The 12,855-nt window shown below is 39.7% G+C and carries 8 protein-coding genes; all 8 read right to left on the reverse strand.

Translation table 11 applies throughout. The features are described 5' to 3' along the window. Positions 1-357 precede the first annotated feature (357 nt). Positions 358-1,011 (reverse strand): hypothetical protein, encoded by a 654-nt coding sequence (locus MVE01_RS10275; RefSeq protein WP_472562097.1) that lies wholly within the window; start codon positions 1,009-1,011, stop codon positions 358-360. Further along, positions 1,012-2,877, reverse strand: a complete 1,866-nt coding sequence (locus MVE01_RS10280) for a T6SS effector amidase Tae4 family protein (protein WP_472562098.1) — start codon at positions 2,875-2,877, stop codon at positions 1,012-1,014. A 147-nt stretch (positions 2,878-3,024) separates the two neighbouring features. Further along, positions 3,025-3,567: a hypothetical protein gene (locus tag MVE01_RS10285; RefSeq protein WP_472562099.1), complete on the reverse strand. Its 543-nt coding sequence runs from the start codon at positions 3,565-3,567 to the stop codon at positions 3,025-3,027. Beyond that, positions 3,561-5,900, reverse strand: coding sequence for an RHS repeat-associated core domain-containing protein (locus MVE01_RS10290; protein ID WP_472562100.1), 2,340 nt, complete (start codon positions 5,898-5,900; stop codon positions 3,561-3,563). The genes MVE01_RS10285 and MVE01_RS10290 overlap by 7 nt, the downstream gene beginning before the upstream one ends. Then, positions 5,884-7,548, reverse strand: a complete 1,665-nt coding sequence (locus tag MVE01_RS10295) for a hypothetical protein (protein ID WP_472562101.1) — start codon at positions 7,546-7,548, stop codon at positions 5,884-5,886. The genes MVE01_RS10290 and MVE01_RS10295 overlap by 17 nt, the downstream gene beginning before the upstream one ends. 388 nt (positions 7,549-7,936) lie before the next feature. Beyond that, complete coding sequence (gene nuoN, locus MVE01_RS10300) at positions 7,937-9,427, reverse strand: NADH-quinone oxidoreductase subunit NuoN (RefSeq protein ID WP_472562102.1); 1,491 nt, start codon at positions 9,425-9,427, stop codon at positions 7,937-7,939. Further along, complete coding sequence (locus MVE01_RS10305) at positions 9,427-10,953, reverse strand: NADH-quinone oxidoreductase subunit M (RefSeq protein ID WP_472562103.1); 1,527 nt, start codon at positions 10,951-10,953, stop codon at positions 9,427-9,429. Before MVE01_RS10305 ends, nuoN begins: the two co-directional genes overlap by 1 nt. 9 nt (positions 10,954-10,962) lie before the next feature. Then, positions 10,963-12,855 carry an NADH-quinone oxidoreductase subunit L gene (gene nuoL / locus MVE01_RS10310; RefSeq protein ID WP_472562104.1) on the reverse strand — a complete coding sequence of 631 codons (1,893 nt, stop codon included), beginning with the start codon at positions 12,853-12,855 and terminating at the stop codon, positions 10,963-10,965.

The raw sequence follows: 12,855 nt of genomic DNA on the forward strand, positions 1-12,855 counted from the left end.
CTCTGTCATAAAACCTACCATGACACTTTTAAATAGTTCTCGTTCATCAATTCTCATTTTACGCTCCGTTTCTTTCTTCTGAAAGAGTATCGTAAATGAAAATTGCGAACTTTATTTTACACTATCAATCCTGCAAATTTTTCATACGGGTGGTCAAATCTTGAAGAGAATCTTCTGTGTTTATGGCGAGAGATCCAAAGCATTGAGAATGCACCAAGGTTCGTAAACATAAAGAGTGCATAGTAAAGGAAGATCGCTGTGGTACCTTCTGTATTTAGGATTTAATGTAACTTCAAGTTACAATGCTCTATGCTACTATGCTACTGGACTTTGCTAGTCTAGAGCCTTATTTTTTGTTTACTCACATTTTATTCTTACAGGAAGATAGTCTATTGCTGGATATTCATCAAAATTTATATTTTTCTTATCAATGACACTATCCATTTCAACAATATACCTGTTGATTGTTTTCGGAACAGTACGAATATCTTTATCTTCCTCCCAATATGAAAAGTCTAAATATGCTATGCAGTTCTTAATAGCGAGTTTATTTATGGCATCTCCATAGAGTTTAGAATTTTCAATTGTTTTAGCAAGTTTTTTATGATAATTCTTAGAAATCTTTTTCAATTTATTAACTGAAGTATATACAAACATGTTGTTTATTCTTTTAGGTTGCATGTTAAAATATCTTACAAAATTTGGAAAAGGTGTTGTCCCTTGTAAGAATGTCATCTTAATTAAATGTAATTTCTTTAAATATTTTTCTAGTTTAAAATGGTTAATTAAGTTATTTATATCTATGACGGTCTGCTCAATACTTCTATGTTCTAAACAATTTGAATAAACAGCAACAGTCTCATTTCTCTCTTGATTTAAATCTAAAACTATATTGCATTCATTTTTAGGATAAAAAAGCTTATATACTCCAACTTTTTCATCTTTTTGGTATTTTAATTCATGATTACTACATCCACCCAATATAAAAAGGATCAAAATAAGTATTTTCATTTAATTTTCTATTTCCATAAAATATGTAGACGAATGTTCACTCATATATGTATCAACCATTTCTCCGTTTCCAATCATATATAGATAATCAGACCAAAATCCTTCTCTTGTCTCAAGAAGATCAATATGACCTCCTTTGCTATCATGGAAATATACTATTCCTACTTTGTTATTCATATCAGATGCATTATTTACCTTGTTGGCAGAGCTGAAGACACCTAAATACTCTGCCATCTCAAAAGAGCTATAAATATATCTTTCCCCCGTTGGTTTGTATGCCATAGTTCTATATTTTGTATATTTCCAAGCACTTTGCATTATATTAGCATAACCTGCGCGGTTAAAAGCATTAGATAATCTATAGGCACAAGAGCCGCCACTTGATGCCCAAACTAAATCATATTCATATGGTGCATCATAATCACTTCGTTTTCTACCACTAAAAGCTTGACTTCTTGACTGATATGCATTCTTTAACCTATTAAAGGAATAAAGTCCACTCTCATCCACAAACCTAACCGAATTCCCATTCGCATAAAGGAAAGTATTACTACCACCATCAAACCCAATAGGGTCAGATTGTATGTAGCGTCCTGTGATGGGGTTGTAGTCTCTGTTGATATTATAGTGCGTTTTGGTTTCAGCATCAAAGTACTGCCCAGAGAATCTAAGGTTCAGCGTATAGCTACCTGTAGGCTTGTCTTCTCCAAAGGGTTTGCTTTCCCATGACCATACAATGGTGTTTGTGTTGTCTGTTACTCTTCTAGGTGTGTCTAGGTGGTCAGCGTATATCTTGTGGGTGTCTGTATTGGTTGTTATGGCTATAGGGGTGTCATTGTAATAGACATACTCTTTTACTATGTTCCCTTCTTGGTCATACTCTCCTATGAGTTTATGTGCTTCATAGATGTAGTAGGTGATAGTGTCTCCTACTGTTTTAGAGACTCTTTGGTTGTCGTAGTTGTACTGGTAACTGATGTTATCATCTACTTTAGTAAGTCTGTTTCTGCCATCGTAGGTATAGGTGTGGGTACCGTCGTTTATGATGTTTCCAGTTTTATCATAGGTGTAGTGGATCTCTTTTTCAGTTTGGGTAGTGTTCTCATCTACTCTTAGGGTGTGGATGATTTGTTCTAGTGTATTTGTATTTTCTGTATAGAGGTAGCTTTGGCTTTTGTTGACCTCTTGGTTTTGCGTAAGTCTGTTACCATTGGCATCATAGGTAAATCTTTGGTAGTCAGTAACATTGTGGTCATACTTGATGAGTCTGTCTACCAAGTCATAGTCAAACTGTTTTGTACTCTCATCTGCTGTAATGCTTGTGATATTACTTACTTCGTTGTAGTTCACTGTCTCTGTGTAGTCAGGGTAGATGAGTTTGGTGACTCTGCCATTGGTGTCGTACGCTCTTGTGTGGGTAGTGCCGTCTGTGTAAGTATAGCTGACAAGTCCGTTTTGATTGGTTTGTATGTCTGTGATGAATGGTGTGCCGTCTATACTGATGCTGTTTAGTTCACCTTGGGCGTTGTAGTCATAGGTGAGTACTTTACCGCTTGGGTAGGTTTGTGTTTTTAGCTTGTCTTGTTCATTATAAGTGTAGCTTGTAGTAAATGCTGTACCGTTGATGGTTTGGGTTTTACTAGCTATATTTCCTTTGGCATCATAGGTGAAAGATGTACTACCGCTTGCATCACTTATCTTTGTGAGTTTGCCTTTGGCGTGAGTGCCTTGGTCGTATGCTATGGAGAGATTGAGACTCTCATCTTCGCAGAGGATGTCTGCTGTGTTTGGTGTGAGGTCTAGGGTGCAGGGGTTGGCTAGGAGGGTGAGAGTGCTAAAAAATAATGTTATGACGAGTTTTAACACTGTTTTTGGCTCCCTTTTTTAGTTATTTTAGCGTGGGTTGACTTTGGGGTAGAGGGTTATCGTTATCACCAGTCCCCTTTACTTCCTTTACTTTCCCTTTACTTTATGCTTGTCTATGCTCCTCAACGTGGGAGCCATAAAAAACAATTATAGGCACTCTCGCATCAACTCTTTTGCTTTATTTATTGCAGTGAATTTATCTTTTGAATTATCATAATAATAAACGTTTTCCAAAAGTACCCTACAAACTTTTTTATTCATATCCACATTTTTAGTATATCGAGTTTTCACGACAATACTATGCTCAATAGACAAAGAATCAAATGCAACAAACGGGGCATCGACACTAGAACCTAACTCCCCATTTTTTACCTTACGATACTTATTTTCTGATCTTCTTTCTAAAAACGTAATGATATGCGTATGAGCACCTGATAAAGTAAAAATTGCAAGAATCTGTTTCTCCGATGTATGAAAAAAGAAAATATTTTCAAAAATATCACCCTTAATCTTGATTTTTTCATTGGATATTTTTAAATAAATACCCTTATCTTCACAACGTTTACCATAACTTTTAATAATCTGCCTATTATCCTTCTTGAGTAAAACAGATTCTATACAATGTTTTTGGTCAGCTTGTATAGTAACTGTGAACAACAATACTGACGCAACAATAATCCTCTTTACCATATACTATCCAATAATGAAACTGTTTGATAACCCTTTACATACTTATTCCATTTTTCAAGATACTCAGAAGTTGTTCCTGCTCCACCATATGTATTGTAATATTTTTTCCAATATGCTGCTTGTCCATTAATATCATTAGGAATTTTTCCAGGTTTACTATAGTAAATCAATCTAGCAAGTGCTGTTGCAAATTTGTCATTGTATTGCAATGCATGTAATTTAGATTGTCCATTTCTCAGGGCATCAACCTTTGTTCTAACAACTGAACTATATCTATATCTATCATTCATTGTTGCAGGCTCAATTTGATAATAACTTAATGCTGGTCCACTACCTAACTGTTTTCTCCATTTCAATCCACCACTTTCTTGCAATGCAGTCCCCAATAATAATTGTTCTACCGAAACTCCACCATATCTACTTCCTAGATAATCCAAAGTTGGTCTGATAATATTTTTTGCAAAATTACGCGCCGCTGAGTCAGAGATACTATCTATCCAATCAAGACCAAAGAAATCAACTCGAAAAACTGGATTCCCATTAACATACCCAAACGTATTCACCCCACCATCAAACCCAATAGGATCAGGTTGTATGTAGCGTCCTGTGGTTGGGTTGTAGTCTCTGTTGATATTATAGTGCGTATTGGTCTCCGTGTCAAAGTACTGTCCCGGGAAACGTAGGTTTAGTATATACGTTCCTGTAGGTTTGTCTTCTCCAAAGGGCTTGCTTTCCCATGACCATACGATGTTGTTTGCACTGTCTGCTACTCTTCTAGGAGTATCTAGGTGGTCAGCGTATATCTTGTAGGTATCTGTGCTGTCTATGATGGCTATAGGGGTGTCGTTGTAATATACATACTCTTTTGTAGCTGTGCCATCTTCTTGGTATTCCCCTACAAGCTTATGTGCTTCATAGATGTAGTAGGTGGTTTGGTTGTTTATGGTTTTACTTACTCTCTTGTTATCATAGTTGTACTGGTAAGTGACGTTCTCATCTACTTTGACAAGTCTGTTTCTGCCATCGTAGGTGTAGGTGTGGGTACCGTCACTGATGATGTTACCTGTTTTGTCATAGGTGTAGTTGATGTCTTTGGTAATCGTTGTGGTGTTTTCATCTAGAGTGTGATAATACTTTATGCCCTCTAGGGTATTGGTATTATCTAGGTAGCTAAATCTTCTTGTTTTATTGGTCTCTTGGTTTTGTGTAAGTCTGTTACCGTTGGCATCATAGGTAAAGTGTTGATACGCTGTAGCGTTTTGTTCATAGCTTGTGAGTCTGTCTACCAAGTCATAGTCAAACTGTTTGGTTTTTTCATCTGCTGTAATGCTTGTGATGTTACTTACAGCATTGTAGTTTACTACCTCTGTGTAGTTTGGATATATTAGCTTGGTTACTCTACCATTGGTATCATACTCTCTAGTGTGGGTTGTACCATCTGCGTAGGTGTAGCTAACCAGTCCGTTTTGGTTGGTTTGTATGTCGGCAATGAATGGGTTTCCATCTATGCTGATGCTCTCTAGTTCACCTTGGGCATTGTAGTCATAGGTGAGGACTTTACCACTTGGGTAGGTTTGGCTCTCTAATTTATCTTGTTCATTATAAGTGTAGCTTGTAGTAAAGGTTTTATCTGCGATGACTTGTATCTTGCTTGTTATGTTACCTTTGGCATCATAGGTGAAAGATGTACTACCGCTGGCATCTGTGATTTGGGTGAGTTTGCCTTTGGCGTTGTCACCTTTGTCGTACTCATAGGTTTCGTTAAGTGTCGCATCACTGCTGTAGCTGACTGATGTTTTTCGGTTGGCTACATCATAGGTGTAGCTCTTTGTCTCACCTTTTGCGTTGGTCTCACTGGCTATATTGTCTGAGATGTCATAGGTGTAGGTGGTCTCTCCACGGTCTGGGTTTGCTTTTTTGGTGACTCTTTGCAGGGCATCGTAACTAAAGCCGAATTCTGCTTTGTTAGGTGTGACGACTTTGGTCTTTTGTCCTTTAGTGTTGTAGCTGTACTCAGTGGTTTTTCCTTCAGGGTTTGTCTCTTTGATGAGCTGTCCTAAGGCGTTGTACTCGTATGTGGTGACTCTGCCAAGTGCATCTGTTGTTTGACTCTTTTGCCCTTTGGCATTGTAGGTAGTCGTGGTTTTGTTGCCAAAGCTGTCAATGGTTGCGATGACCCTGTTTTTACTGTCGTACTTTGTTTGGCTCTTGTTGGTGAGTGTACCCTCTTTGTAGCTCTCTGTGGCTATGAGATTGTTGTTGGCATCATAGGTGTTGAGGGTTTTGTTACCCTGGTTGTCTCCACTTTCTATGGTGTTACCTGCTGTATCCATACTTGCTGTAGGTCTCTAGTCCGTCTGGGTAGGTGGTCTTGGTGACTCTCCCGTTGCTGTCATACTCGTAAGTAGTGGTTTGTCCATCTACTGTGGCAGTAAGCACTCTGCCCATAGTGTCATAGGTAGTTGTGGTGACTCTACCGTTGATGTCTATGCTCTCTAAGGGGCGTCCTGCTTTGTCAAACTTGGTGGTCTTTGCAGTGAAGCCCAAAGCATTGGTCTGCTCTGTAGGGTTACCCTCTTTGTCGTATGCAGTTTTGTTTGTAGCTCCGTTTGGCAAAGTTGTGCCGTTTGGCAGTCCCTGGTCGTTGTAGCTGTAACTACTTTCTTTAGTTTGTATCTCTCCTGCACTTTTAAGTGACTTTTTAGAGTAGCCAAACATCTTTTTAGCAGAGACTATTTTATAGCTAGGGTTCACTGAGCCTTGTGTTTTTTTAGTGAGTTGTCCTTTGTCATTGTAACTATAGAAAGTCGCTACACCAGCCTTGACCACTTTGGTAGGCTTGTGGAACTTCTCATGGTAAGACTTCAGGGTGATCTCTTCGGAGTCGGTGCCTGCTTTGTCTATACGGCTGACAAGCAGTCCTCTGTCGTTGTAGGTCGTCAGTGTGGTGACACCCAGTTTGTCTGTTTGGCTGAGTGGGTAGCCGTTGGCATCGTAGGTGTAGGAGCTTACTCCTTCATCTTCTGTAACGGTAGCTACTTTGGCAAGGGAGTGCTGGATGAGGAAATCATAGGCACGCGCTACACCGTTTTTGCTCACAGTCGTACCGCTGGCATCATAGCTGAAGCTCTGGGCATTGGCTCCGTTAGTGTCAGCAGTCTCTATAACTTTATCTGCATCGTTGTAGGTGTAGGTTTTTACCGTCGTACCACTGGCATCTTGGATGGCGGTAAGTCTGCCTTTAGCATCATAGCTGTAAGACTGTGTACTGTTGTCAGCATAGGTGACTGTGGTGAGTTGGTGTTTGTCATTATAGGTGTAGAGAAGTTTTGTGTCATCGTAGCTTTTTAGCGCTTTGAGCAACGAGGTGTTGGTATCGTAACTTAGGGTGACACTTTGATTAAAGTTGTTAGTAAGGGTACTTAGTCTGCCTTTGGCATCATACCCAAGGATGAGACTCTGCGCAGCGTTGTCTATCTTGGTGAGTCTGCCCTTGATATCATAGTGTTCTACTGTGTCATTTGGCAGTGTCAGCGTGTAACCAGCATCACTCTCTTTGAGGGTAAGTGGGGCATGGGTGACACTCTGCCATTTCCCTGCTTTATCTTTGTAGAAGAGTGCTTGTGTACCGTCTGCATTTTGCAGAAGTTTCAGATCAGAAGATGCCAAGGCATGGGTCGAGGCATTTTTGATGAGCATCGAGGCTTTGATCTCGCCTGCCTCATAGATGTCACAGACTGTTTTACTCTTGTCATAGACCGCTTTGGCACCACTTAGCTTGCCTAAGTAGACCTTAGAAGATAAAGCGTCCCATCCATGCTCACAGGCTTCCTGTGCCGTTGCATACTTGGCAGAAACAAGGGGCTCTTTGTCGTAGTCGAATGTTGGATTGAGCTGTTTGTTGAAGCTGGAGCTGAAGTTGCCTAAGGTCTGGTTAGCATCTTTGGTGTTGCTATGATAGACTCTGGCAAAGGAGAGCATTTTTTTCGCTGCGATGTCACTTTGGCTTAGCGTAACATCTCCAGTGACAAGGTCTACGCCTGAGACTTTGGTACTGGCTGTTTGCAGGGGTGTGAGGTAGTAGGCTTTGGTGTTGGCTTGTGTAGCACCGTTATGGTTTGAACCACAGCCTGTTAAAAGTGTCAGTGTTAAGAGTGCTGTACTTAGGAGACTAAACGGTTTAATAGCCCCCCCCTATTTGTCTTTTTGTTTTCATTCTTTTTCCCTTAAAATGATGTAATAGATACACTCATTTTAGTGCAGAAGTATTACTGGTATATTACCTCTGTATTTGATAATATGATAAAAGGGTCTGTTGAAGAGTTGGGGAATATTGCTATAAGGTGGGCTGAAAAGCCTACCCTACGTATTAATATCCGCTTGCGCTGATCATGTAGTAAAGATAAGAGATAAGCGGTTGAATGTAGAAGATCGCTCCTATGGTCGCTACTGTTGCCAAACCGATCACTGCCATAAGAGGCTTCGAGAGGTTATAGTAAACCGTATCTACATCTTTTACAGGCTCTTTTAGGAACATATAAACGATCAACTTCAAATAGTAATATGCTGCAATCGCTGAGTTAAGACCCATCACAATCGCCAACCAAATATACCCTGAATTCACCGCTGCCTGCATTACATAAATTTTACCCCAAAATACTGAGAATGGAGGAACACCTGCAAGAGAGAGCATAAAGAGTCCCATGATCACTGCACCTATAGGCATGATATGGATGAATCCTGCAAATTTTTCATACGGGTGGTCAAATCTTTGGTTAAATCTTCTATGCTTGTGACGGGAGATCCACAACATAGAGAATGCGCCAAGGTTCGTGAACATAAAGAGGGCATAGTAAAGGAAAATAGCTGTTGTACCTTCTGTGGTATCAAGTGCTAATGCCGCCATGATGAAACCGGCATGCGAAATAGAAGAATATGCAAGCATACGTTTGACATCTTCCTGTACCAATGCCATAATATTTGCCAATGTCATTGTCAGCACAGCAAGGATCAAGATAATATCTCTTACCCACTCAACACCAAGGTCAATATACATACCAAATATTCTAATAGAGACGACAAATGCCGCTATTTTAGGAACGACTGACATATATCCTGCCAATGGAGCCGAAGCACCCTCATACACATCCGGTGCCCAGGTATGGAAAGGGAAGAGTGAGAGTTTAAATGCAAATGCTGTAAGTAACAGTACAGATGCACCAAAAATAGCGATCATGATCCCTGTTTCATGCATACGTACTGCCAATATCTCAGCTACTTTATAGAGTTCTATACTTCCAGTCAATCCATAGATGACTGCTGAACCCATAGCATAGAAGGCAGCTGCGAGTGCACCCATAGTAAAGTACTTCACTGCTGCTTCATAGGAATTTGCTCTGTTATGCAACGCAATCAGCGTATAAAGAGCAAGTGATGCTGTTTCAATCCCTACAAAGATAAGAATGAGGTTATCACTGGTCACCATGAACTGGAATCCTGCGATCATGAACAGGAAAAGTGCAAAGAATTCAGGATAGGAATATTCATGAAATCTTTTAGAGGTCAATGAAAGTGGAATAAAGAGCATAGAAGCCACAATAATCATAAGCTGGGAAATAATAGAGATCCCATCAATAAGCATGACATCAAAGAAACCGCGTTCATTAACATTAAGTCCAAGTACGGCACCAAAGTCGATCACCAAGATCAATAGTGTCAACATAACATAAAGAGATTTGTGTAATTTGTTATTAACAAGGTCAAGTATTAAAATGATCAAACCTCCTGCAATTGCAACAAGCATTGGCGCAAGCGTGATAAGATTAAGACTTTCTAAACTTACATTAATAGGCTGTAACATTACTTAACCTCCTTACTTGATTTTGCAACTTTTATCATATCTTTTGCCTCTTGTGTAATGGCTTTTTCATTCATAAATGTCAACATTGCTTTGACTGAATGATCGATCGGTGCAAGTACCGGTTTAGGGTAAATACCCAACCAAACCACAATAAGAACCAACGGTACCAATGACCATGTCTCTTTTGCATCTAAGTCTTTAAGTGTTTTATTGGCCTCATTGGTCACGGGACCAAAGAAACTCTTTTTATAAACGGTTAACATATAGATAGCTCCGATGATGATCGACGTACCCGCCAACACAGTCATTACAGGTGAAACTTCATAAAAACCAAGCAATACCAGAAACTCTCCGACAAAACCGATAGTCAACGGCAAACCTACTGCTGCCATAAGCATGATACCGAAGATCACTGCATATTTTGGCATCACAGAAGCCAGACCACCAAACTCACTCATAAGTTTCGTATGTCTCCTATCATAGATCACACCTACAAGCATGAACAGTGCACCTGAGACAATACCATGAGAGAGCATTTGAAAGACTGAACCACTGATACCCTCCGCATTCATTGCAAAAATACCAAGTATAATGATACCCATATGGGATACAGAGGAATAAGCAATTACTTGCTTCATATCTTTTTGTGCATAAGCAACCATTGCTGTATAGATGATCATAACAATAGCGATCACAGCAATAGGAGTGATCATCATGACTGAAGCATCAGGAAACATCGGAAGCGAGAATCTTACAAATCCGTAAGTACCCATTTTAAGTAGTACTGCTGCAAGTATCACTGAACCAATGGTCGGTGCTTGTCCGTGTGCATACGGAAGCCAGGTATGGAACGGGAACATTGGAACTTTGATCGCAAAACCAAGGAAGAATGCTGCAAACAACCATAACTGGTAATTGACAGGCAATACCAACGCATACCAGTCTGTGATCGCAAAACTCCATACCCCTGTCAAATTATGATAAACATAGGCTACAAAAAGCATACCTACCAACATGATAAGTGATCCTGTAAAGGTATAAAGGAAGAATTTAATTGAAGCATACACTCTAAGCGGTCCACCCCATGCACCGATAATATAGAGCATCGGAACCAATGAAAGTTCCCAGAACAGATAAAAGATGATCGCATCCAGTGCAACAAATACACCTACCATTGTCATTTCAAGGAAAAGGAGTGTAATGATCATATTCTTAATGTCTTTGGTAATACTCATACTTATCATACCAATCAGTGTCATAAGTGTTGCCATAATAAGAATAAATAATGAAATACCGTCAACACCCAAATAATAGGTAATACCGAAATCCGGGATAAGAGGGATCATTTCTACAAACTGCATCCCTGCATTGGCACTGTCGAAACTGAACCATAACCATAGCGAAAGCAAGAACTCTATTGCCGCTACCGTGATACCGTAGGCTCTGGCACTATTCTTATCTACAACAAATCCTAACAATCCAGCGATTGCCGGGAAAAATACTAATATACTTAAAATATTATCCATCTCTACTCCTTAACCTAACATCGCTGAGAGGGCTGCGATCACCAAGAGTAATACTCCACCGACAGCCATCCAATTCAGATAGTTTGAAAGGTTACCTGTTTGCATCTTTCTAGAACTGTCACCACTTTTATAAAGAAGGTTTGCAATACCATCCACAGTTGCATCCACCACACTCATATCTATTTTCCACATATTGTCAGAAAGCATTTTATACGGTTTTGTAATAAATGCTTCATACAATTGAGGAATATAATATTGATTGGCAAGAAGCTTATAGATAAAGCTATTTTCCACTTTCTCATCTCTTTTAAGTCCTGCTGCATATTTTTTATATGCCAAAACAATACCGCTAACAGCAAATGCAAGAACGATCAATCCAAGTATCCATGAAAGATGCTCCGTATGTTCACTCATTTCATATTCAGGTAAAAGCTGTGTAATAAAATGTTCAAATATACCCTTAAAAAAACCTGCAATCACAGCAAGTATTGCCAAAGGAGACATTGCAATAAGTACATAGGTTGGCATTTCATGCGGATGAATACCGAATTTTTTATATCTTTCATCACCATCAAATGTCAAGAATACCTGTCTAAAGCTATAAAACGCTGTCATACCTGCTGTAATAACCAATATAGCCCAAAGTATAAATGTACCTTCGTTCCATGCACTTTCAATGATGGCATCTTTTGAAAAGTACCCTGCAAAGAAAGGAATACCTGCAAGCGCCAATGAGGCAAGACCCATATAGATATATGTCCATTTCATTACTTTTTTCAATCCACCCATCTTAAAGATGTCAAGTTCATCATCCATCGCATGCATGACATTACCTGCACCAAGGAAGAGAAGCGCTTTAAAGAATGCGTGTGCGGCCAAGTGGAAAAGTGCGATCCAGTAAGCTCCCAGACCGGCTGCTGCAAACATATATCCTAACTGTGAGAGTGTTGAGAATGCAATGATTCTTTTCAAGTCTCTGTTCACCAATGCCATAGATGCCGCAAAGAATGCAACAAATGTACCAAGTGCTGCAATAAAATAACTTACTTCAGGGGTTACAGAAAACAGAGGATTGGCTCTGATCACCAGAAATACCCCTGCTGTTACCATTGTTGCTGCGTGGATCAATGCAGAAACCGGTGTAGGACCTTCCATTGCATCGGTAAGCCATGTATGAAGTGGGAACTGTGCTGACTTGCCCATTGCACCAATAAAGAGTGCCACTGCAGCGGCATTTAGAACTGTTCCACTTAACTCAGGAAGAGCAGAGAAAACCACGTCATACTGCAAACTACCTACATTCCAATAGAGTATAAAGAGCCCAATCAACATACCAAGGTCAGCAATACGGTTCATAATAAATGCTTCATTTGCTGCCCATGATGGAGAGATAGAAGGATTCTCTTCTCGTGTTACATCTGCTTTATGATACCAGAAACCGATTAGTAGCCAAGAACAGACACCCACACCTTCCCAACCAATAAAGAGTCCTGCAAAGTTATCTGACATGACAAGGATCATCATGGAAAAAACAAATGCTGAAAGATACGAGAAGAATCTGTTAAAGCTCTTATCGTGATCCATATATCCTATAGAATACACATGTACGACGGTTGATACCAGTGTAACAACTGTCATCATGGTTACAGAAACCTGATCTACTACAAAACCAAACGGAATATGAAGATCTCCTGCTGAGATCCAATCCATCATGGTCACATGGATCGTTTCTCCGGTATGATACACATGATATGCCAATGTCGCGGAAGCGATAAAGGATATAAAAAGCAGTGTCGATGCCACAAGCCCTACAAAGAGCTGTTTTGGACTCATAGCAAAAAGAGCTGAGAACAGTGAACTCACAAATGGAGCAAAAAGTGCTATATATACTAAAGTTTCCAT

Origin of the sequence: Sulfurovum sp. (assembly GCA_026990595.1) — a bacterium.
Lineage (GTDB): Bacteria > Campylobacterota > Campylobacteria > Campylobacterales > Sulfurovaceae > Sulfurovum.

Coding starts and splice junctions, on each gene's coding strand:
- MVE01_RS10275 (WP_472562097.1), bottom strand. CDS start 1,011: ATGAAAATACTTATTTTGATCCTTTTTATATTGGGTGGATGTAGTAAT.
- MVE01_RS10295 (WP_472562101.1), bottom strand. CDS start 7,548: ATGCTCTCCTTTGCCAGAGTCTATCATAGCAACACCAAAGATGCTAAC.
- MVE01_RS10305 (WP_472562103.1), bottom strand. CDS start 10,953: ATGGATAATATTTTAAGTATATTAGTATTTTTCCCGGCAATCGCTGGA.
- nuoL (WP_472562104.1), bottom strand. CDS start 12,855: ATGGAAACTTTAGTATATATAGCACTTTTTGCTCCATTTGTGAGTTCA.
- MVE01_RS10290 (WP_472562100.1), bottom strand. CDS start 5,900: ATGGATACAGCAGGTAACACCATAGAAAGTGGAGACAACCAGGGTAAC.
- MVE01_RS10285 (WP_472562099.1), bottom strand. CDS start 3,567: ATGGTAAAGAGGATTATTGTTGCGTCAGTATTGTTGTTCACAGTTACT.
- nuoN (WP_472562102.1), bottom strand. CDS start 9,427: ATGTTACAGCCTATTAATGTAAGTTTAGAAAGTCTTAATCTTATCACG.